General features: G+C 58.2%; 18 protein-coding genes. 10 read left to right on the top strand and 8 right to left on the bottom strand.

What is annotated here, in order from left to right:
* Positions 1-140 precede the first annotated feature (140 nt).
* The 6 genes from JMF94_RS06850 to xerD form a co-directional block, all read right to left on the bottom strand.
* Positions 141-545, bottom strand: a complete 405-nt coding sequence (locus JMF94_RS06850; protein ID WP_240824416.1) for a DnaJ family domain-containing protein — start codon at positions 543-545, stop codon at positions 141-143.
* Positions 538-3291, bottom strand: a complete 2754-nt coding sequence (mutS, locus tag JMF94_RS06845) for a DNA mismatch repair protein MutS (RefSeq protein WP_240824415.1) — start codon at positions 3289-3291, stop codon at positions 538-540. Before mutS ends, JMF94_RS06850 begins: the two co-directional genes overlap by 8 nt.
* Positions 3292-3401: 110 nt before the next feature.
* Complete coding sequence (locus tag JMF94_RS06840; protein ID WP_240824414.1) at positions 3402-3839, bottom strand: LapA family protein; 438 nt, start codon at positions 3837-3839, stop codon at positions 3402-3404.
* Positions 3840-3996: 157 nt separating this feature from the next.
* Positions 3997-4539 (bottom strand): HIT domain-containing protein, encoded by a 543-nt coding sequence (locus JMF94_RS06835; RefSeq protein ID WP_240824413.1) that lies wholly within the window; start codon positions 4537-4539, stop codon positions 3997-3999.
* A gap of 20 nt (positions 4540-4559) precedes the next feature.
* A complete protein-coding gene (locus JMF94_RS06830; RefSeq protein WP_240824578.1) occupies positions 4560-7292 on the bottom strand; it encodes a CBS domain-containing protein in 2733 nt (910 codons plus the stop codon).
* 98 nt (positions 7293-7390) lie between these two features.
* Positions 7391-8320 (bottom strand): site-specific tyrosine recombinase XerD, encoded by a 930-nt coding sequence (gene xerD / locus JMF94_RS06825; protein WP_240824412.1) that lies wholly within the window; start codon positions 8318-8320, stop codon positions 7391-7393.
* Positions 8321-8475: 155 nt separating this feature from the next.
* On the opposite strand from xerD, the gene folK reads away from it, so the two are divergent.
* On the top strand, positions 8476-8991 hold the full coding sequence (folK, locus tag JMF94_RS06820; RefSeq protein WP_240824411.1) for a 2-amino-4-hydroxy-6-hydroxymethyldihydropteridine diphosphokinase: 516 nt from the start codon (positions 8476-8478) through the stop codon (positions 8989-8991).
* Between the two features lie 105 nt (positions 8992-9096).
* Positions 9097-9393, top strand: a complete 297-nt coding sequence (locus tag JMF94_RS06815) for a transcriptional regulator (RefSeq protein WP_240824410.1) — start codon at positions 9097-9099, stop codon at positions 9391-9393.
* A 132-nt stretch (positions 9394-9525) separates the two neighbouring features.
* Here the strand turns inward: JMF94_RS06815 and JMF94_RS06810 are convergent, their stop codons facing one another.
* Together JMF94_RS06810 and JMF94_RS06805 are read right to left on the bottom strand one after the other, a co-directional pair.
* Positions 9526-13872 (bottom strand): acyl-CoA dehydratase activase, encoded by a 4347-nt coding sequence (locus JMF94_RS06810; RefSeq protein WP_240824409.1) that lies wholly within the window; start codon positions 13870-13872, stop codon positions 9526-9528.
* 263 nt (positions 13873-14135) lie between these two features.
* Positions 14136-15464: a M23 family metallopeptidase gene (locus JMF94_RS06805; RefSeq protein ID WP_240824408.1), complete on the bottom strand. Its 1329-nt coding sequence runs from the start codon at positions 15462-15464 to the stop codon at positions 14136-14138.
* A 230-nt stretch (positions 15465-15694) separates the two neighbouring features.
* Between JMF94_RS06805 and JMF94_RS06800 the strand changes: the two genes are divergently transcribed.
* The 8 genes from JMF94_RS06800 to fbp all read left to right on the top strand — a co-directional run bounded on the left by JMF94_RS06800 (position 15695) and on the right by fbp (position 22283).
* Positions 15695-16306: a protein-L-isoaspartate(D-aspartate) O-methyltransferase gene (locus tag JMF94_RS06800; protein ID WP_240824577.1), complete on the top strand. Its 612-nt coding sequence runs from the start codon at positions 15695-15697 to the stop codon at positions 16304-16306.
* A 41-nt stretch (positions 16307-16347) separates the two neighbouring features.
* Positions 16348-17262, top strand: coding sequence for an Mrp/NBP35 family ATP-binding protein (locus tag JMF94_RS06795; RefSeq protein ID WP_240824407.1), 915 nt, complete (start codon positions 16348-16350; stop codon positions 17260-17262).
* A 146-nt stretch (positions 17263-17408) separates the two neighbouring features.
* Entirely contained in the window at positions 17409-17957 is a 549-nt protein-coding gene (pgsA, locus tag JMF94_RS06790) for a CDP-diacylglycerol--glycerol-3-phosphate 3-phosphatidyltransferase (protein WP_192111859.1), read from the top strand.
* A gap of 12 nt (positions 17958-17969) precedes the next feature.
* Entirely contained in the window at positions 17970-18224 is a 255-nt protein-coding gene (locus JMF94_RS06785) for a hypothetical protein (RefSeq protein ID WP_022658717.1), read from the top strand.
* Complete coding sequence (locus JMF94_RS06780) at positions 18224-18532, top strand: septum formation initiator family protein (protein ID WP_240824406.1); 309 nt, start codon at positions 18224-18226, stop codon at positions 18530-18532. Before JMF94_RS06785 ends, JMF94_RS06780 begins: the two co-directional genes overlap by 1 nt.
* A complete protein-coding gene (locus JMF94_RS06775; protein WP_240824405.1) occupies positions 18529-19668 on the top strand; it encodes a tetratricopeptide repeat protein in 1140 nt (379 codons plus the stop codon). The genes JMF94_RS06780 and JMF94_RS06775 overlap by 4 nt, the downstream gene beginning before the upstream one ends.
* Before the next feature lie 14 nt (positions 19669-19682).
* Complete coding sequence (locus JMF94_RS06770) at positions 19683-21059, top strand: hypothetical protein (RefSeq protein WP_240824404.1); 1377 nt, start codon at positions 19683-19685, stop codon at positions 21057-21059.
* A 216-nt stretch (positions 21060-21275) separates the two neighbouring features.
* Positions 21276-22283: a class 1 fructose-bisphosphatase gene (fbp, locus tag JMF94_RS06765; RefSeq protein WP_240824403.1), complete on the top strand. Its 1008-nt coding sequence runs from the start codon at positions 21276-21278 to the stop codon at positions 22281-22283.
* Positions 22284-22355 lie beyond the last annotated feature (72 nt).

Here is a 22355-nt window from a genome sequence, read left to right as displayed (position 1 = left end):
GGGAAGTTTTATTTCTTTTTCAATCCATAGGGCGTCACATGGTCAGAATCGGAGATATGCAGATTTGATGCAAAAAATGGCCGGGATGTTCCCGGCCATTTTGTTTTTTGTGGGGCTGGCGTCTGACAATGCTGTCTGTATCAGCCCGCCTTGCGCGGATTGGCAGACAGTCTGTCCAGCAGGCGGTCGTAATAGGGGTCGTCCTGCTCAATCTGCATGGGCCGCTGAAAGCGCATTTTGGCCCGCGTGACCATAAAGCGCACCTTCTGCATCTGGCGCACTCGTTCCTGCTCGTCCTCGCAGTGCTCCAGCAGGTCAACAAGCCTGTTCAGCTCCTTGCGCTCCTCAAGCTCGGGCGGCAGGCAACCCGCATTGCGCAATATCTTGTAGGCCATGCGCATGTCTTCCGGCACATGGCTGAGGTCTTCAAGCTCAAGGGGTTTGCCAGCGCCGGGCAGATTGTCAAAGGCCCCTTGCGACAGGGCTTCCTCAATGCGGCGTTCCGCCACAAGCTGGATGACAGACCAGGGATTGGCGTTACTCATGACTATCCTCGTCCGGCGGCAGGGCGTCTGCTTGCGGGGCAGATTCCGGGCTGTCGCTCCACAGTTTTTTCCATTCCATGAGCAGCCGCAGGGCGTCCAGCGGGCTGAGCTCGTCAGGATTCAGCTCGCGCAGCAGCAGCACAAGCGGGTGTTCCGAGCGAGGCGGCGCAGCGGCAATTTCCGGCAGTTCCGGCTCTTTTTTTGCTGGCTCAGGCAGGCTCAGGCCTGGCAGAGACACCGCAGAAACCACGGTTTTTCTGGCGCTGTCACGCCCCCGCTCAAGCCCCTGCAATATGGCTCTGGCCCGCTGCACCACGGGGCCGGGCACGCCCGCAAGGCGTGCCACTTCCACGCCGTAGCTGCGGTCAGAAGGGCCGGGAACCAGCTTGTGCAGAAAAAGAATATCGTTGTTGTATTCGCGGATGGCGATATTCATGGTAAACACGCCCGCTATGCGGCCTTCCAGCGCGGTCAGTTCGTGGTAGTGGGTGGCAAAGAGGGTGCGCAGGTCGCCGCCAGCCCGTTTTGCAAGGTCTTCCACCACGGCCCAGGCCAGGGCCACGCCGTCATAGGTGCTGGTGCCCCGGCCAATTTCGTCTAGAATCACAAGGCTGCGGCGGGTGGCCTGACGCAGAATGCGGGCCGTTTCCATCATTTCCACCATAAAGGTGCTCTGCCCCTGCGCAAGGTTGTCTGATGCGCCCACGCGCGAAAACAGGCGGTCCACCAGCCCGAGGCGGGCGGCGCTGGCAGGAACCATGGAACCCATCTGCGCCAGCAGGCTGATGATGGCAACTTGCCGCAGCACGGTGGATTTACCGGCCATGTTGGGGCCAGTGAGCAGGCACAGGCGGCGTCCGGCATCAAGGCGAAAGTCGTTGGGCACAAAATTGGCGCGGCCAAGCATGGCTTCAACCACAGGGTGCCGCCCCTCGCGGATGTCCAGATTGGCCTCCGCGTCAAGCTCCGGCCTGCACCAGTTGTTGGTGCGGCCCACCTGCGCGAGGCTCTGCCAGTAGTCGAGCTGGGCGACCATATCCGCCGCGTGAATAATGCGTTCGCGCTGGGCGGCCATGTGGGTGCGCAGATCCTGAAACAGCGTGTACTCCAGCGTCTTGCGCTTGTCTGCGGCAGAGAGAAGCTCTTCTTCAAGCTCTTTCAGCTCCACCGTGGTGAAGCGCTCGGCGTTGGCAAGGCTCTGGCGGCGGATAAAATGGAAGGGCGCAGGCCCGCTGTGGGCCGCGCGCGTAAGCTCATAATAATAGCCGAACACACGGTTAAAGCCCAGCTTGAGCTTGCTGATGCCTGTTTTTTCCTGTTCGTCGGCCAGCATGTTCTGGAGCTTCTGTTCGCCGTGTTCCGCCAGATCAAGCAGACGGTCAAGTTCCGCATTATAGCCGGTTTTGAACAGGCCGCCCTCGGTAATGACCGCAGGAGGGCTGTCCACCAGGGCGCTTTGCAGCAGGGCTGCGCAGTCTTGCATGTTGTCCCACGACTTGATCACATCTGCAACGCTCTTGGGCATCTGGCCCGCAGGAGCGGGAGCTGTGTCAGAAATCGCCCCGGAAGGCGTTCCAGCCCCTTGCAGGGCGGCATACACATCCGGCAGAGCCGCAAGGCTGTTGCGCAGGGCGATAAAATCACGCGGCGCGCCCTGATTCAGGCTGATGCGCGTGGAGAGGCGCTCAAGGTCGTAGACATTTTTCAAAGCTTCACGCAGTGCGGCGCGGCGGGCGTCGTCCGCATGAAAAAAGGCCACAGCATCCTGAACGCGGGTGATGGGGCCAAGCTCTCGCCAGGGGTGGCGCAGCATGTCTTCAAGCAGCCTGCCGCCCATGGGGGTCATGGTGTCGTCCAGCACATGGCGTAGGGTGCCCTTGCCCTTGCGGCCATTAAGGCGGCAAAAAATTTCAAGGTTCCGCTCGGTCACATCGTCAATGAGCAGGCGGCGGCCAAGATCAAGGGGGGCAAAGGGCATGAGGTGATCGGGGTTGCGCATCTGCGTCTGGCTCAGATAGACCAGCAGCGCGCCGCAGGCCCGCATGAGCTCCGGCTTGCCTTCAAGCCCAAGAGCGCCAGCCTCGCGTACCCCCTGAGCGGCCACAACGCGCTCTGTGGCGCGTTTAAGGTCAAACTGGGGTACCGGCATGCGCACAAGCCTAATGCCTTCCAGAATGCACCGTTGGGGCGGCTCGACCCCTTCCGGCACCAGCAGTTCGCGCGGGGCAAGTTTCTGCGCCCACTGCCACAGCTCGGCCTCGCGCTTGAACTCAACGCCTGACCACTGACCCGTGGAAATGTCCGCCCAGGCAAGGCCGCCAGCCCCACCGGAGGCGGAAAGGCACAGCGCACCCAAAAAATTATGGCTCTTGCTGGCGAGGTTGGCGTCTTCCAGTACGGTACCTGGCGTGATAACGCGCGTAACGGCCCGCTTGACCAGCCCCTTGGCGGCTTTTGGGTCTTCTGTCTGATCGCAGATGGCGACGTGGTAGCCCTTGTCGATGAGCTGGGCCACGTAGCCCTCCACCGCATGCCACGGCACGCCGCACATGGGAATGGGGTTTTCTGCATCCCTGCTGCGGCTGGTGAGGGCAATCTGAAGCTCGCGGGCCGCGACCTTGGCGTCTTCAAGAAACAGTTCATAAAAGTCGCCCATGCGGTAAAACAGCAGGGCATCGGGATGTTCGGCCTTGATGCCCATGTACTGCTCAAACATGGGGGTCAGTTTTGCGGGGGCTTCAGACATAGTAATTCTTGGGGTGACGGTGACGGGTGCGGTTTACCGCAGCCATAAAAAAATTGTGGCGCTGCCCAGACCCTCAGCCGAACAGCGCCACAAAGCGGATTGCAAAACGTCTAGTGCTGCTTGTCAGGATCCGGAACCAATGATTCTTCGGCAGCAGCAGTTGCGGCAACGGGGGCCACAGGCGCGGGCTGGTCGTCGGCCTTGCCGTTCTTGCTCAAAAACTGCGCGCGGGCTGTGTCTGCGCCAAGCTTTTTCTTGGACTTTTCCAGTTCACGCTCAAGGCTGCTGATCTGCCATTTCTGCTTCATCAGGCGGGCGGTCAGATTGACCTTGTCCCACACCAGAAAGCCCAGAGTCATCAAGGCGCCACAGGCGAAGGCCGCGATGACCAGAAAATAGAAGGGCAGGGCGATGGAAGACATGGCGGGAATAAAGAACAGGTTGAGCGTGAGCACCATGCTCTGGGAGAGCGCGCCCTGGTTCTGAAAAAAGAACACAAGGGCGAGGAAAAAGAGAATGGCGAGCAAAAATACTTTGATATACCGCATAGACATACTCCTCAGGCTAAATAAAGCTATCTCAAAAAAACTTCACGGGCTTTTTGAGAATGCCGCATCGCCCAAGAGGGCACAGCATCGCGCTCTCCAGCCGGTCTTTGTCGCCCCCTGCGAAAAAGACAATCCCCGCCACAAAGTCATGCAGCCCTTACGAGCCGCAACCTTCCTGCCCGGGCGTGGAAGCGGCGCGGTCTTGCTTGCCATTGGCCGCGCCATTCGTGAAATACGGTTTCAATGCCGCATAGGTGCGGCTCAAGTGTTCGGGCATGGTGCGCACTTCGTCAAACACTGCCATGAATGATGAGTCGCCCGTCCAGCGCGGCACCAGGTGAAAGTGCAGATGTTCGCGAATGCCCGCGCCCGCTGCCTGGCCCTGGTTCAGGCCGATATTGATGCCTTCACAGTTAAAGTGCTGCTTTAAGATTACCGTGCACTGCTGTAAAAGATCCATGATTTCATGGGTTTCTTCTGGCTTGAGGTCAGCCAGCAGCATAACGTGCCGGTATGGGCACACCATGATATGCCCGTTATTATACGGGAATTTGTTCATGATGACAAAGGCCATCCGGCCTCTGTGCAGTACCAGGCGCTGCTCGTCATCCGCCGTATGATCGGGGAGGCAGAACACGCAGGAGTCTGGCTTGGGGCCAAGAATGTACTCAATGCGCCATGGAGCCCATAGTTGTTTCATAGTTGGTTTCTATACACCTCTTATAAACGCTGGGCAAGTGAAGAATTCTGACTGGTTTGTTCTTCATTCCCATTGCCGGATTTGGCAGCGATACTGCACACGAGGTTGCGCGCCAGGTCCATCTGCTGCTCTGGCGTTGCGGCGGTGCCGTCAAGCTTGGCAGCAAGCACGGCGTCCAGAATGCGTCCAAAGGCGGGGCCAGGTTCCAGCCCCATGATGCGCAGGTCTTCGCCGCTCACATCCGTTTTTTCTTTGCGCCACTGGGTAATGTAGCGCGAAAGATTTTTTTGCAGGGCGGCGTCGCTTGTGTCTGCCATGAGGTAGAGCAGGCATTCGAGCGAAAGGGGCCGCAGCAGGGCGCACAGGGCGCTGATGCTCTCCTTGCCTGCCTCATGGTCTTTTTGCCACGGCTCCAGCTTGCCGCGCACCACGCGCATGTGCTCGCGCTGGCGCAGAATGTCGGCCCTCCGTGGTTCGGGCAGGCCCATGCGCTGATAATGGTTGGCCGTGTCGGCATAGCTCATGTTGTGGTTGAGAACCAGAAAGAAGGCCAGCCAGGGTTGGGCTGCCTCTTCAAAATACAACAGCCTGTACCACGTGAGCGTTTCCTGAAGCCGCAACAGCAGATTTTTGCGCGTGGGATTGAGCGACAGCAGGGGAGAAACCGCCTCCAGCACGCCAAGCTGGTCGAGCCGCAGGATGCAGGCCGAAGGGTCGTCCTCATCGCAGATATGCTGAAATTCGTGGAACAGCCGAAAGCCCGAGAGCTTGTCCATGAGCTTGAGTTTGAGGGCGTTCTTGATGAGCTTTTCCGTACCTGCACCGATGTGGAAGTTATAGCGCTGCTCAAAGCGCACAGCCCTGAGGCAGCGGGTGGGGTCTTCCACAAAGCTCAGAGTGTGCAACACCCTGATGACGCGTTCCTTGATATCGCGCTGCCCGCCGAAGAAATCCACCAACTGGCCGAATGGCTCGCAATCAAGCCGCACAGCCAGGGCGTTGATGGAAAAATCGCGGCGGAACAGATCCATCTTGATGGACGAAAGCTCAACCGTGGGCAGTGCCGCTGGGTATTCATAGTACTCAAGGCGCGCCGTGGCCACGTCGATGCGGGCTTCGTCCCCTGCGGCATCGGTATAAATGACCACCGAGGTGAGGAACTTCTGGTGTTCGCGCACCCGCCCGTTGAGCTCTTTTGCCAGTGCCCGCGCAAGGGCTATGCCGTTGCCTTCCACCACCAGATCAATATCCTGGTTGGGGCGCTGGAGCAGAAGATCGCGCACAAAGCCCCCCACGGCGTAGACCGGCAGGCCAAGCTCCCTGCCAAGCCGACCCGCAAGGTGCAGCATATTGCGGCTGGCAAGGGGCAGTCTGTCCTGTATGAGCTTGCCAAGGTTGCGCTCCTTGCCGCCGGTGATGCGCGGTTCCGGCATATGGCCCGGCTCCTGCGCAAAAACATTGATAAGGTCGGTACGCGTGACCACGCCGATAACCTTGTCGTCTTCCACAATGGGCACAAGGCGCTGGCGGCTTCCCACGATGATTGTGGTCAGATCCTTGAGCGTTGCATCCGGCGGCAGTGTGGTGATTCTGCGGGTCATGTAGTCTTCAACCGTGGATGCGCCAAGGCCGTGGGCGCTGGCCCGCGAGGCCGTGAGGGCATCCAGCAGACCGGTGCACTGGCGGGTTTCTGGCATGAAGACGGGCACGGCCTTGAGCCCGAAGTGGAGCATGAGTTCATCCGCCTCATGAATGGTGGCGGTGGCCTCAATGCCCACGGCGGGCGAGGACATATATTCGCGCGCGGTTTTATCGGGGTAAGCCTGGGCGTAGAGGTGGCGCAAAATTACATCGCGCACTTCATGCACCGTCATGGTGCGCACGGAGGCCGAAGCCGCGTAGGCATGCCCGCCGCCGCCAAGGGCCGCGCAGATGTCGCCCACGTTGATGGCCTCGTTGCGGCTGCGGGCCACCACCTGAATACGATCGTCCATAAGCCCGATGGCAAACAGCACAGGGAATTTTTCCATCTCCATGAGGCGGTGGGCCAGATAGGCAAAATCACCCAGATAATGCTCCATGGCCGCTTCTGAAAGCGTTACCTGAACATTGTTGATGTTGTATGTCTGGGTGGATTCCAGCAGGCTGTTCAAGGCCTGTATGTGCAGGCTCGTGAGTTCGTGGGCCGCCAGGGCATCAATGCGGTTCACATCCATGCCCTGCCCGAGCAGCCAAGCAGCCGCCATAAAATCAGCCTGCGTGGTTGAAGAATAGGTGAAAGAGCCGGTATCGCCATAAATGCCAAGACCCAGCAGGGTGGCGTCGTCCGGGCTGAGGCTGAGGCCCCGCTCCGAAATGGCCTGCACAATGAGGCTTGTGACAGAGCCTATGTGCGCCATGTGCGTGTGCGGGCTTGTGATGTCGTCCGTGGAATCCGGGTGGTGATCCCACAATTCCACGGTTACGTCATCACGGTCGAGCAGTTGGGCCACATGGCTGATGCGGCCACGCTGGCGGGTATCCACAACCACAAGGCGGGTTATGGAATCCCACGGAATTGCAGGAGTTTCCACAATGCCCAGCGCCGCCGTATCCAACCCGGCAATGAGTTTTTGCAGGCCGCGCTCCTGTGTGCCGGGAAAGAGCAGCACATGCGGTGTGTAAAGGAATCGTGCCGCCAGCATTGCCGCAAAGGCGTCAAAATCTGCACTTGCGTGGCAGGTGATGAGCGTTGTCCCGGCTGTATGCTGCACTGCTGAGGCCGCAGAAGCGGACGCCGCCTGTACGGGGGCAGTCTGGCCAGCTGTGGTTTGGGCGGATGCCGTCTGTGGGGTCGTTTCCGGCGCAAGGGTCACTGGCGGCTCCGGGGATGGAATTGATGGTGTATGCCGCGCAGGCGCTCTGCCTGCACATGGGTATAAATTTCTGTGGCGCTTATGTCGGCATGGCCAAGCAGCATCTGCACGGCGCGCAGGTCCGCGCCGCCCTCGAGCAGGTGGGTGGCAAAGGAATGTCTGAACGTGTGCGGCGAAATGGCGCGGCGAATGCCCGCCTCAAGTGCGTATTTTTTAACCATTTTCCACACGTACTGGCGCGTCAGAGCACGGCCAGAGCGGTTGACGAAAAGCTGGTTGCCAGTGGGCGTAAAAAGGGGTCTGCATGCGCTGATATAGTCTGCCAGCATCTGCTGCATCATGTCGTGCAGGGGCACCAGCCTTTCTTTGGAACCCTTGCCGAAAACGCGTACAAGGCCGCGTTGCAGGTCAAGATCAGGCACACACATGGTGCACAGCTCAGAAACACGCAAGCCTGCGGCGTACAGAAGTTCAAGCATGCAACGGTCGCGTTTGCCGCTTTTGTCGCGCAGGTCTGGCTGGGCAAGCAGGGATTCCATTTCATCCCTTGTCAGCACCTCCGGCAGGTGTTGGGGCAACTTGGGATTTTCCAGCAATTCAGCAGGGTTTTTACGCAACCTGCCTTCATCAACGGCAAAAGCAAAAAATGCCCGCAGGGCGGAAAGGCGGCGTGCCAGGGTGCGCCCCGTGTTCTGCCGCGCGCGCAACCAGGCAAGGTACAGAAAAATCTCCTGCTCATCGGGGTCGGGCAGGGATTCTTCCGCCGCGCCCTGAGCCAGCTCCTGTCGGTACAGAAAAAAACTCTCAAGATCCTGCCCGTAGGCTTCAACCGTATTGGGCGAAAGGCCACGCTGGGCCAGTAAAAAATCCCGCCACAGAGGTAAAAGGGTTGCCAGGGCAGGGGCTTTGGTGCGTGGATGTGCCATGCGCCCATGCTAGCCGCCTTGCCGCAACGGAGCAAGCCTTTTGCAATCAAAACCGCCCGGATGCGTTGCATGCGGTGGGCTTTATCCTTTCCGCGAAAAAAGGTATGCTGCAATCCTTGCTAAAATGCGGGCTGAACCTATCTGAAGGAAACCTGATGGCAGATCAAACAAAGCTGCGGTCTTACGTGAGCCTTGGCTCCAACTGCGACACAGCGGCAGAAAAACTTGCAGCAGCGCTGGACGCCCTTGCGGAACTGCCGGAAATGGGCATTGGCGCAGTATCCCCTGTCTACCGCACAGAACCGCAGGAATACACGGAGCAACCCTGGTTTCTCAATCAGGTGGTTGAACTTTTTCCCGGCGATAGCTGGCGGCCTTGCACCCTTGTGGACGCGCTGCTGGACATAGAGGCCAAGCTTGGGCGGGTGCGCAGCCCTGACCCGGTACTGCGCTTTGGGCCGCGTGTGATTGATGTTGATCTGCTGCTTTTTGGGCAGGAGCGGAGTACTGATCCCCATTGCCTTGTGCCGCACCCACGGATGACGGTGCGGGCTTTTGTCATGCGGCCATTACTTGATGTCGCGCCCCTGATCGTTGTAGATGGCCTGCCCGTGAGGGATTGGCTGGCGCGTACAGTATGCCGCGTGGAAGGGGACAGAATTTTTCAGTGACTGGTGCCGCCCTCTGTGATATTGTTTTCCACGGCTTTAATATGCCTGAAAGGGCTGCAATCCAGCCTTACGCGACCCGTGCCACGGGATTAAGGAGCATAACAAATGGTAAAGTGGCTCATTCTGATTTTGGCGGGCTACGCCCTGTATCGCCTTTTTGCCAATGATCTGAACAAGAAGCAGAAGGAAAGCAAGCAGGAAAGCGCTGCTGAAATGGAGCGTAAGGTTGCCGCTGGCGAGATGGTCAAAGACCCCGAATGCGGCGCGTATGTGGCCGTTGACGGTTCTATATCCGTGCGTGACGGCGAAACCGTTCACCGTTTCTGTAGCTACGAATGCCGCGACAAGTTCCTGCAACGCCTTGAAGAGGGCGGCCGGGAACTGCCCCCCCGCGAAGAATAGCCTTTTTCAGCGTAGCTGGAGCAGGCCTTTTGTTCCCTCATGCTTCAGATAGTTTACTGGGCATGATGTGATCTTGTGCAGATAATATAAAACCGCCCGCTGGAAGTATTCCGGCGGGCGGTTTTTTGCGGTTTATTGCTGCCAGTATACTCTGTCGCTTCCCATTGCGCCCGTATAGGTGTGCCGGGCATGCCGGGCGGCTTCTTCCCTCTCCTTTTCCTTCTCTCTGGCGATAGCCATGAAAAGACGTATGCGGTTGAGCTGATTGGCTTCGCTGCTGCCGGGGTCGTAATCCAGCGCCATGATGTTGGCCTCGGAACGTTGACGGCGCACGGCCTTGAACGCGCCGCGCCCCACCACGTGGTTCGGCAGGCAGCCAAAGGGTTGCAGACAGAGTATGTTGTTTGTGCCGTGTTCGAGAAACTCCAGCATTTCTGCGGGCAGCAGCCAGCCCTCGCCGGCGCTGTTGCCAAGGGACATGACGCTTTCGCCCAGCCGGGCCAGATCGTCGATATGCACCACAGGCATGACGTGGGCACTCAAAGGCGAGGTGTTGAGCGCGCCGCGCATGTAGCGGCGCACACCTTCAATCCGGCGCATTACAAAGGCATTGCCCAGTGCCGCCCAGGCGCTGCCGCCCTGATAGCGCCAGTCGTACACGGCATCGCGCAGGCAGTAGAGCATGAAGTTGGCAAAGTCCGGCAAGAGCGGTTCTCCGCCTTCCTGCCTGATCTGTTCGACAATGTGATTGTTGGCGTCAGCATGGTAGGTCAGCAGGATTTCGCCCACAACAGCCACCCGAGGCTTGGGGGCCAGTGCTGTGCGGATAGAGGCAAAATCCTGCACAAGGCGGGGCAGCAGTTGGCGCAGGGCGGCTTCATCCCCCTTGCGCACTACCGGGATCAGGGTTTGCAGCCAGTGCTGCACCCTGTCTTCGGTTTGCCCTGCATGGCATTCGTAGGTGCCTGTAAACAGCGAAAGCCTTTGCAGCATGTCGCCAGCAAGCATGCCAAGCAGCATGCGCCAGAGCAGGGCGCGGTCCGGCCGTAGGCCGGGCTGGCTCTCTGACCCCGATGCATTGAGCGTAAGCACGGGCACTGGGTCGTAGCCGTATTCCATAAGCGCCCTGCGCAGCAGAGCCGGATAATTGCTGGCCCGGCAGGGGCCGCAGGTCTGCGAAAGCAGCAGGGCCGTGCGGCGCGGATCAAGCCCGTCATCGCGCAGAGCCTGCAATAGCTGACCAATAGCCACGATGGCCGGGTAGCAGGCATCGTTGTTTACATAGGCCTGCCCCAGGCTCACGGCTTCTGCGCTCACCGTGGGCAGCAATTGGATGGTGTGCCCGCTGCCCGCGATGGCCTGCGTCATGAACGGAAAATGCAGCGGGGCCATTTGCGGCACAAGAATGGTATGCGTGGCTGCATCGCGTTTGCTGAATATCGGCGGTGCGTGGGAAACCTCGGTTGCTGTGTTGTCCCCAGCCCTGCTGCGGCTTACCGCCAGCAACGAGCGGATACGAATACGCGCTGAGGCCAGTGCATTGCCCTCGTCCATCTTGATGAGGGTATACAGCTTGCCGTGGGCGCGCATGAGTTCACGCATCTGGTCGGCGGTGATGGCGTCTATGCCGCAGCCAAAGGAAGTCAGTTGCACAAGCTCCACCCGCGCGTTGCCATGATCTGCCTCGCAGGCCCATAATCCCGCCCGGTAGAGACGGGCGGCGTATGTCCATTGATTGCGCGCCCGCAGGGGAAAGGACATGCGGTGGCCTGTCCAGCTGCGGGGCATGGCGTCCTCGCTGATGACCGCAGCGCCCAGTGAGGCGATAAAGTCGGGCAGGCCGTGGTGTACCTGCGGGTCCGCATGGTAGGGGCGGCCAGCCAGAACCACCAGAACGCCCTTGTTGCGCAGGGTTTCGGCATAGATGTGTTCCGCCTCGGCGCGCAGTTCTCGCAAATAGTGCGCTTGTTCGTGCCGCGCCGCACGTACTGCGGAGCGTACTTCGCCCCTTGGCAGGTTGAATTCGCGGCAGAGATTACTCACCAGAGAGGCCGTATGCGTGAGGTTGACAAAGGGCGAGTGCATGACGGCTCCCGCATCCTTGAGTTCCGGCAGATTCTCGCGCACTACCTGCGGATAGCCGCAAGCCACAGGGCAGGAGAAGGAATCGCACATTTCGGCAAATTCCTGCGCCTCACGCGGTATGCAGGGGAAGAAAATGCTTTTGATGCCGCTTTCAAGCAGGGCCAGCACATGGCCGTGCGCCAGTTTGGCCGGGTAACATACACTTTGGGAAGGCACGGACGAGAGGCCAGCCGCAAACAGGGCGCGGCTGGTCGGCGGCGACACTTCAACCCGGAACCCCAACGCGGTAAAGAGGGTGAACCAGAAAGGATAGTGCGCGTAGACGTTTAAAACTCTGGGGATGCCCAGCCTGCCGCGCGGCGCGGATTCCAGCGGCAGCGGTTCGTAACGGAACAGGCGCTGGTTTTTCCAGGCCACAAGGTTGGGAGCCGTGACGGTTGCGCCACGGCGCGCCTCGCTGAACCTGTCGCACCTGTTGCCCGCGATGTGGCGCGAACCGTGCGAAAAGCGCGTTTCTGTGAGCAGGCAGTTGTTGCCGCAGTCGCGGCAGCGAAAGCTGCGCGTTCGCATGGCCAGCCCACGGATAAGCGGGGCGGTGATGGAAGAGCGCACGCTCACGCATTCCGCTTTTTCCAGTGACTCCAGGGCTGCCCCGTAAGCTCCCATGAGGCCGGAAGCAGCAGGGCGGTGTACATGCCGCCCCAAAGTGCGCTCCATGGCGCAGAGCAGGGCGTCGTTGAGGAAGGAGCCGCCCTGTACAACCACGTGCTCGCCCAGTTCTGCCATGTTCTTGATGCGCAGCACCTTGTCCAGCGCGTTGCGCACAACAGAATAGCAAAGCCCCGCCGCTATGTCGGCAATCTGCAAACCGTCTTTCTGGGCCTGCGTGACACGGGAATTCATAAAGACCGTGCAGCGCGAGCCAAGATCAGCTGGATGCGCGGCGTACAGGGAAATATCCACAAATTCCTGCATGCTCAGGCCAAGGCCTTTGGCAAAGCTCTCAAGAAAAGCCCCGCAGCCAGCGGAACAGGCCTCGTTGAGGCTCACGTCGCTGATGACGCCGTTATCCACCTTGAGGCACTTCATGTCCTGGCCGCCTATGTCTATGACATAGCTGACTTCTGGCACAAGGCGCGTGGCCGCCTTGAAATGGGCCAGGGTTTCCACCAGCACGGTGTCTACGCCAAGGGCGGATTCCGCCAGATGTGCTCCGTAGCCCGTAGCCCCGGATGCGGCAAGCCATGCGCCGTCAGGGATGCGTTCAAGCATGTCTGCCAGCGGGGGCAGCAGGGTTTGTAACGGATTGCCCCCGTTGGAGGCGTAGCAGGAATCAAGGATGCGCTGTTCGTTGTCTACCAGTACGGCCTTGACAGTGGTTGAGCCCAGATCCAGCCCAAGGAACAGTGGTCCACGTGCCTGTCGGATATCGGCGGAGGGCAGCACGTTGGCTGTTGCATGCCGCTGGCGGAAGCGTGCGTATTCCGCGCTGTCTGCAAACATGGCAGGGAGAATCTTTTCTGCGGAGACCTTGGGCGCGTGCGAAAGGCTGCTGGTGCGCCGGGCGAGATCGGCCAGATCGAGCGGCTCGGCGTCTGTTTCGTGCTCTTCAAGCGACATGGCGCAACGCGCAGCTCCAATGGCGGCAGTGCATTGGGCATGGGGCAGGTGCGCAATGTGCGCCTCCGCAAGATCAAGATTTTGAATGAACAGATTTTTGAGTTCGGGCAGAAAGTGCAAAGGCCCGCCCAAAAAGGCAACCTTGCCGGTGATGGGCCTGCCGCAGGCCAGCCCGCCGATGGTTTGCTCCACCACCGCCTGAAAGATGGAGGCCGCGATATCTTCACGCGGTACGCCGCCGTTGAGCAGGGGCACAATATCCGTTTTGGCGAACACGCCGCAGCGCGAGGCGATGGGGTAGAGCGTGGAATGCCGTGCCGCCAGATCATTAAGGCCGCCCGCATCTGTGCTGAGCAGGCGGGCCATCTGGTCAATGAAGGCCCCGGTGCCGCCCGCGCACGATTCGTTCATGCGCAGTTCCACATCCTGCCCCAGATAGAGCAGCTTGGCGTCTTCGCCGCCCAGTTCCACAGCCACGGATGTATCCGGCGCAGCATAGGAAATGGCGCGGGCTGTTGCCAGCAATTCCTGAACAAAGGGGATGGAGAGCTGATTGCTGAGATCAAGAGCGCCGGAGCCAGTCATGGCGCAGCGCACGGCGGCTGTGGGGTAGAGCCGGGATACTTCGGCAAGCAGGGCCGCCATGGTAGCGCGAACTGCCGTGCCGTGCCGGCTGTAGCGGGTTTCAGCAACAGAGCCGTCGCCGTTCAGCAGCGCCAGTTTTACTGTGGTGGAGCCAATATCAAGGCCGAGATAAAAGAGTGGTGGAGACACGTACAAGTCCTCACATGAAACAGGTTTATGTGATTTGGGCCTGATGTCTTCAATAAAGCTGAAGCAGAAATTATTTACTTTCTTTCATAAATTTAGGCTACACTTGAACGTGAAAAGAATTCAAGCCCCTTTGCATAAAAAAATTACGGCCTGCTGATTTTAAACCATCCACTCTTGGAACGGTTCAAAATCTACAGGCCGTAATTTTATCAGCGGGAGTAAAAAGGGATATTGAAACGCTAAACTATACTTTTCTGCAACAACTACTGCTGTGTCATGGAAGCATCAATGCGACCAGTGACGTTGTCCTTGATCCACTTGGGGTCAAGCCACTCAAGAGGGGTCACTTCCACGCCGCCCACCAGGATGCCAAAGTGCAGATGATCGCCAAAGGCAAGACCTGTGCTGCCGGTATGACCAATGAGCTGGCCCTTCTGCACCACATCACCCACTTTTACAGCCTGATCGTTGAGGTGGGAGTAAATGGACATGAGGCCCAAGCCGTGGTCAATGACAATGAGGTTGCCGTAGATGCCAAGGTTGCCGCAGAAGACCACGCGGCCGCTGTTGGCGGCGGGCACCTCGGCATTGCGCACCGAAGCAAGGTCAAATCCCAGATGATAGGATTCGCCCACAGGCTTGCCCTGATAGTTGAAGAAGCGGTGGTCGCCAAATCCGGCGCGCGGGGCAGAGCGCGGCAAACGCTCAAAAACGCCGCTCCACAGCATGGCTGCGGCAGTGTCCCGCCCAATTTCGCGCAGGGTCTGCACATTGGCGGCGCGCACCTGATTGTTGATATACAGATAGCACTCCAGCGGGTTTGTGGCATCGGGGGCCAGATCGCGCAGCTTGCTTTCAACCGCCATCAGGAAGTTGTCCGTCACTTCAATGCTGTCGCCCTTGAACGTCCTTTCAAAGGACATGACTGTGAGGTGGCTTTTGGTGACGTTGCCCGCAAGGTCTGTGGCCGTGATCTCGACGCTGTTCTTGTAGTCTCTGGCGGTCATTGTGTACGGGAAAGGGAAAAAGCAGATATAGCTGCCGTCTTTTTGCATGTAGCCGGGCACAAAGTAACCTGCCACCAGAACGCCGCTGTTGCTCACATCTTCATCAATGGTGTAACGCACAACAGCGGTGCCGCCTCTGCGCACGTTGGGCGGCAGGGTTTTGACAGAAATGCGCGGGGGCTGCGTGTCGAGGCGCATGGGCAGTTGAACGGTGCGCGTATTGCCCTGACCAAAACCGGCAAGGGAGCCGTCCGTAGCGCGGATTTCAAGCTCGAATGCACCTTCGCGCAAGTTGGCGTCCTTCATGGGGACATCCACTTCGCGTTCAGGAATATACTGGTCAAAGTGCTTGCTGTAGATGACGTTGAGGACGTTGTTTTTGCGCACGCCTACAGAAATGGAACGGATGCCCGAGGGGTCCTTCATGCGCACTTTGAGCACGCTGGCAGGCGAAACCCTGCCTGTATTTGGCGTGACGTCAACGGTAGGGCCGTCAAGATCTTTAAAAAAAGTGTAGCCGCCCAAAACCAGAATGGCGACCACTATAACACCTAGTACCGATGAAAACAAACTTCTTTTACGCATTGCCGACTCCTCATTCTCGCTTCCCGAAGGGTTGCATAAAGAATGGCAAGTTTCAAGGGAAAGTCTGGAACTTGTCTTGATATCTCTGCAAGCCCCCCCGTTGGCGCATTGACTTGGCAGGAAAAATCTGTTTTCACTTCCGCAGTATGCAGTACAGCAAATATTCTGCGGCTGGGGGTACGTCCCGCGAGCCTTCTCCGTCCGTGGACCCAAAACGTCTGCGGCGCAGGATGGTGCGCGAGCAGCTTGAAGCGCGCGGAATCAGCGATCCTGCGGTGCTGGGGGCCATGTTTGCTGTGCCGCGCCATCTTTTTGTGCAGGAAGCGCTGCGCGCCCAGGCCTACGAAGATACGCCCCTGCCCATCGGCTACGGGCAGACCATTTCCCAGCCCTATATTGTTGCCCTGATGACCCAGCTGCTTGAAGTGCAGCGGGGGATGCGCGTGCTTGAGATCGGCACCGGCTCCGGCTATCAGGCCGCAGTGCTTGCCACCATGGGCTGCACGGTCTTTACCGTTGAGCGTATGCGCGAGCTGTATCAAATTACTTCAGGCCTCTTGCGGCAACTGGGACTTAGGGGTATCCACATGCAGCGGCGTGACGGCACGCTTGGCATGCCCGAAGCCGCGCCATTTGACCGTATCATCGTTACTGCCGGTGGGCCGGAAGTGCCGCGTCCTCTTGTTGATCAGCTTGACGAGGGCGGCATCATGCTTATCCCTGTAGGGTCAAAGCCCCGTACGCAGCGCCTTGTGCGTGTGCGCAAAGAGCAGGGGCACGTTAGCTCCGAAGACCTGGGGCCGGTAGTTTTTGTAGATCTGGTGGGCGACCACGGCTGGTAGACAGGCCGACGTAAGCGCCCGCTACAATTGAAGGAGATGTCATGGGATCCTGTTCATCCTGTTCTTCTGCGTCCTCTTGCTCCAGTGCAAAGAGCAATGGCGGCAATGGAGAGTGCAATGACCCTATGGCCAAGCAGGACCGCGTAATCGCTGACCGCTTGGGCCATATACGCCACAAGATATTTGTCATGAGCGGCAAGGGCGGCGTGGGCAAAAGCTCCGTGACCGTCAACACCGCAGCGGCCCTGGCGCGGCGCGGGTTCAAAGTCGGTATTCTTGATGTGGATATGCACGGCCCGAGCGTGCCCAACCTGCTCGGCCTTACCAGCACTGTTGAAATTGACGAAGCCACCCAGCTCATGATTCCTGCCGCCTATGACGAGAATCTTTCCGTCATTTCAATGGATACGTTCCTGCAAGACAAGGATCAGGCCATTCTGTGGCGCGGCCCCAAAAAAACTTCGGCTATCCGCCAGTTTATTGCGGACGTGAAATGGGGCGACCTGGATTTTCTGCTCATTGACTCCCCTCCAGGAACGGGCGATGAGCATATGACAGTCATGCAGTCCATTCCCGATGCCCTGTGCGTGGTTGTGACCACCCCGCAGGAAATTTCGCTGGCAGACGTGCGCAAGGCCATCAACTTCTTGCAGTACACCAACTCTAACGTGCTTGGCGTGGTGGAAAACATGAGCGGCCTCGTGTGCCCGCACTGCCATCAGGAAATCGACCTGTTCAAGAAGGGCGGCGGAGAAGAGCTGGCCAAACGCTACGGGCTCAAGTTCCTCGGCGCTGTGCCGCTGGATCCCACAACTGTGGTTGCGGCTGACAAAGGCATTCCTGTGGTGTACCTTGATGCGGAAAGCGCAGCCAAGGAAGCCTTTCTTAGCTTGGCAGACTCAATTGCTGCTGCCGCCGACGGCAGTCTGGAAGCCCTTGCCGGTTCGCGCAGCTAATTGCGCCCCTGCGGGTTTGTCCCGATAGAATGCAGGCTTCCCTGGCGGCTGGTGCACGGTCGCCGGGGGAGCTTTTTTCTCCTTTTCTCCCGTGTTCTTTTGTGGTAACGCTTTAAAAAATTCGCACGGAGCGCCTGAGAGGAAGAATGCTTAATCTTGCTAATAAAATTACACTGTTACGCATTTTAATGACCCCTCTGGTTGTTTTGCTGCTCTATTTTGAAGGCCCGATGACCTGCATTTTGGCTACTCTGGCCTTTATTTTTGCCTCCCTTACCGATTGGGCAGACGGTTATATTGCCCGCCGCTCCAATATGGTCACCAGCATGGGCAAGTTTTTGGACCCGCTGGCCGACAAGGTGCTGATTTGCTCGGTGCTGATCATGTTTGTGAAGCTGGACTGGGCGCCCGCCTGGGTGGTTATCATTATTGTATGCCGCGAGCTTGTGGTCACGGGCCTGCGCGCCATTGCCATTGACGAGGGCATCGTGCTTGCCGCCGACAAGTTCGGCAAGGCCAAGACTGTGCTCCAGATTTTTGCCATTGTACCACTGGCCCTGCATTATCCCTTGTGGGGTATGGACCTGCGGTTGCTAGGCCTTGTGCTGCTCTATATAGCGCTGGTGCTGGCCGTGGTTTCAGGGGCCAACTATTGCTATGATTTTTACCGCAATACGCGTAAACAGGCAGGCTAACGGGAACAACGCATGAGCACGTTGCAGATCCGCCTGAAAAACTGCATCCAGACCATTCTGGAGCTGGAGCCCGACATGCGCGCCGGGGTCTGGGGCCGTCACTTTGATCAGGAACTGAATACCCTCAAGGATTATCTGCATCAGGTAGACCAGATGAACCTTGCGGAAGAAGACGTTACGCGGCTTGAAAAAGCCACGGCCACTTTTTTGGCGGAACTGCGTCTTTCAGCGGGTAACGGTTCTCAACCACAACGGCTGTTGCAATAATGTTTTGGCGTACCTTCATTCTGGTTGTGCTGGGCCTTGTCAATGTGGTGTTTTTTGCCCGCATGGTCTGGGGGCCCACCGGCCTTATTGAGTACCGTGAGCTCAAGCACCAGTACGCCGAGCTTGAAAAGCAGATTGCAAGCCTTGATGCGGAAAACCTCTCTCTGAGCCGTGAAATTCGCCTTTTGCAGTCCGACAGCCAGTATATGGAAAAAGTCATTCGTCAGCGCCTCCACTATATTCGCGATAATGAGGTGCTCTATCTTTTTGGTGAGGTGGCGAAAACGGGGCGGGAGCAGAAACCATGACGGAAAAAATTGAATGGTATAAAGAAGTCCTGGAGCTTGAGCCCAATTCCAAGGTCTTTTTCCCTCTGGCGCGTCTGCTTTCCGAAGCTGGTCGCACAGATGAAGCCGTTGAAATTCTGGAGCAGGGGCTTGCCCGGCACGAGGAATTTCTTGAAGCCAGGCTTTTTCTCATAGAGTTGCTGCACACCGCCAATCGGCTCGAGGCCTGCGAAAAGCAGGTGGGCAGGCTGACAAAAATGTTTTCTACCTATGCAGGCTTTTGGCAGGCATGGGCTGCCTGCATCAATGCTGCTGGTGATGCGCCTGATACTGCCGCCGTGCTGCGTTTCCTGGCCCTCAATTTTTCAAAGGGGCCGGTATCATTGCACGAGGTCATCAACCAGGGGTTGGCCTCTCTGTCAGGAGCTGGAGCCACTGCGGGCGCTGGGGTTAGTTTGCAGGCGCGTTCTGAGGCTGCCATCCCTGCTGCTGATTCATCCGTACATGAGGTGGCATTTGCAGCGGCATCAACGTCTGCACACCATGCAGCAACCGGGGCCGTAGCGCCCGTGGCAGAGGCGGCTGAGTACTTTGTTGCCGCTCCTGTCCTGGCAGCCGCTCCCGGCCCGGCAACTTCCATGCATGAAGCGGATGCCCCGCTTGATGTTGATGTTCATGTTGATGGCGTTGACGCTCACGATCCCATTGATTTTGATCCTGATCTTGCCATGGCGGACGATGAGGCCCTGCCAGCAGAACCGGAAGGCACTCCTTCCATGCTGGCTCGCGGTGCAGATGCATATGCCACATATGCTGCCCCTGTCACACAGTCCGAAGCTGTTGTTGTAGACGATGCAGATGATGGGGAGGAGCGTTTTTCGCTGCGTACCCGCTCAATGGCCGAAGTGCTGGCAGAACAGGGTGACATCAAGGGGGCACTTGATATTTACCATGAGCTTGCTGCTGCAGCGGTACATCCGGAAGAAAGCGCTGATTTGCGTCAGCGCATTACTACGTTGACTGCGCGACTGGGCAACGCCCAGACGGTAGATCCTGTCCAACCCGCTGTAACGGCAGAACATGCCAGCGGTAAGGACAAGCTGATAAGCATGCTTGAAGCTTTGGCTGAACGTGTCGAAGCCAGGGCGCACAGTTAATGAGGGAGAACACTGTGTTGAAATCATATGTGCGTTATTTCTTTTTGCTGGCATTTGCTGCATCTCTTGTAACGGGTTGCAGTTCATACCAGCCCACCAAGAACGTCTGGAAATCCACAAAGTCGTTGTGGAACACCTATGTGAGCCCCCCGGCCACCGTGGATTTTGAAGAAAAGGGCAATCTTTCGCCCCAGGCGCTTTCCCTCACGCACAGCATGATGGGTATTGACGTTGAGCTGACCCGCCTTGAGCGGACCATGCTCAATGCCGACAAACCGCCGACGCGCGAGTGGCTTGCTTCCTTCCTTACCTCTTTCCCCTGGGTCAGTGGGTTTGCCGGGGTAAAGTACGACGGCACCATTCTTGGACAGGAACCTGCCAATCCCATGAAGCCGCTGGATTTCATTCCGCTGCTTTATGAAGACAAAAAGCAGAGCACGCGCGCCCTGCGCGCAGACGTCCAGAACTCCTCTTTTGGGCCTGAAATTCTGCTTGCTTCGCCGCTCTATGATGGAACGGAATTTCTTGGTGTTGTTGTTACCAACTTCGACATGCGTTCGCTCATGCAATACTCCCAGACGCCGCAGGACGTTGTCATTCTTTCGCCGCAGGCCTTACTGTGGCCCGGAAAGTATGATTTTGCCTCTACTCCGCTTGCTGGCGTGAACTGGGACGAAGTGACTGCAAAGAGTACTTCCGGCACCTGCACCAATGTGAACGGAACCTTCTACTATAATGTGCGCTTCCTGGGTAATGTGCCTCTGGTCTTTGCCGTGGCCGAGTCGGGCAATTTCCCTCAGGGCAATGGCAGTGTGGAGCAGGGGCTTGCGTTCTTCCCCAAGGATCGCCCCAAGCTTACCCCGCCGCCTCACGAAGTGCGCAAGAACAAAAACCGCTTTGAAGAAGGCCTGAACGTGGACGTTACGCCTGAACAGGCCACTGCCACGGCTGATCAGCCTTCTGCCAAGCCTGCTGGCGGGGCGGACATTCAGCCCGGCAGCAAGGACAGCATGTTGCTCAAGCGTAAAAATGCCGAACGCCGGAAGGTGCAGGAACGTCAACTTGCAGGTGAAAATGCCTCTGTTGACCGCGCACCCAGCGCCTCTGCACCCAAGGGCAAGGAAAAGCCGCCTGTCGGTCTGGGCATAGCGCCTGATGACGATGCCGCTACCTTGCCTGGCGGGCGCCCCAGCCCCTTTGGCCCCAAGGACGGCGATGACGCTGCAAAGCCTGCTGACACTGGCAGCGCAGGCCGCGCCAAGACCGATGCCCCGGCTGCTGCGCCAGATGCTGCCCCGGCAGCCGCCAAGCCTGATTCCGCAGCCCCGGCTGGCGAAGCGCCAGCAGCTCTGCCTGGCGGGCGGCCAAGCCCCTTCGGGCCACGGAACTGACGCATTCTGGATTAAACTTGCGCCGCCCCGAGGCGGCGCAAGTATTTTGGAAGATGTGCAACCTGAAAAGTCCGCACGCTGGCAACCAGTTTTGTCTTGCAATTTTGTTGCGGTGGAAGATTCGTAAAGTTTTTTGCTAACTTGGCGGGTTTTCCCTTTCAGGCGTAAAGGCTCAATTGTTCCTCTCAATTTTCTGGATGTTGTAAGGAGCCCCCAATGGCTGACATCACGGTTACGGAACACCTGCTGCTGCATCAGAAGCGTAGCCCCCAGGCAACGGGCCAGTTTACTGGTCTTCTGTACGACCTGATCCTTTCGGGAAAAAGCATTTCCCGTCGTATCGCCAAGGCTGGCCTGCTTGATATCCTCGGCGGCACGGGCGAAGTGAATGTTCAGGGTGAAGATGTGCAGAAGATGGATTCCATCGCCAACCGCATCCTGCTTTATCGCATGGAGCGTTGCGGCGCTCTCTGCGCGATGGGGTCGGAAGAAGAAGCAGAACTTATCCGGGTGAGCAAGGAATTCCCGCGCGGAGACTATATTCTGATTTTTGATCCACTGGACGGCTCATCAAATATTGATGTGAATATTAATGTTGGCACCATATTTTCCATTTTGCGCAGGCCTGAAGGACATACCGGGGAGGTTGCGCTGGATGAAGTGCTGCAACCCGGCATCAAGCAGGTAGCGGCTGGGTATATTCTGTATGGCCCTTCCACCATGCTGGTTCTCAGCACAGGGCAGGGCGTGCACGGCTTTACCCTAGATCCTGGTGTGGGCGAATTTTTGCTGTCTCACCCTGATATGCGCATTCCCGAGCAGGGACACATTTATTCAGTCAATGAAGGCAACTGGAAAAAATGGGATGCGCCAGCCCGCGATGCCGTCAACTGGTTCCACGGTTGCGAAACTTCGGACGGCAAACCCTATTCTTCACGCTATGTGGGCGCGCTGGTGGCCGACTTTCACCGCACGCTCATCAACGGCGGTATTTACATGTATCCGCCCGATGCCAACAAGCCCAATGGCAAACTGCGCCTGATGTGCGAGGCCAACCCCTTGGCTTTTCTTGCAGAGCAGGCTGGCGGCAAGGCGAGCGACGGGCACGGACGCATTCTTGAAAGGGTGCCGGACAAGCTCCATGCGCGCACCCCCCTGTACATAGGCTCGACGCTGGATGTTGAGGCTGTGGAAAAAATCTATGCCCGTCACGCGGGCAGATAGCTTTTGCGGCAGCCCCCGCGTGTTTGCGGCGGCTGCCTTATTGTACCGGCCTTTGACCGTAAATGGCGAACC

The organism is Desulfovibrio sp. UIB00 (assembly GCF_022508225.1).
Lineage (GTDB): Bacteria > Desulfobacterota > Desulfovibrionia > Desulfovibrionales > Desulfovibrionaceae > Desulfovibrio.
Note: the sequence above shows the minus strand (reverse complement) of the source record. Positions and strands in the feature narration are given on the sequence as shown.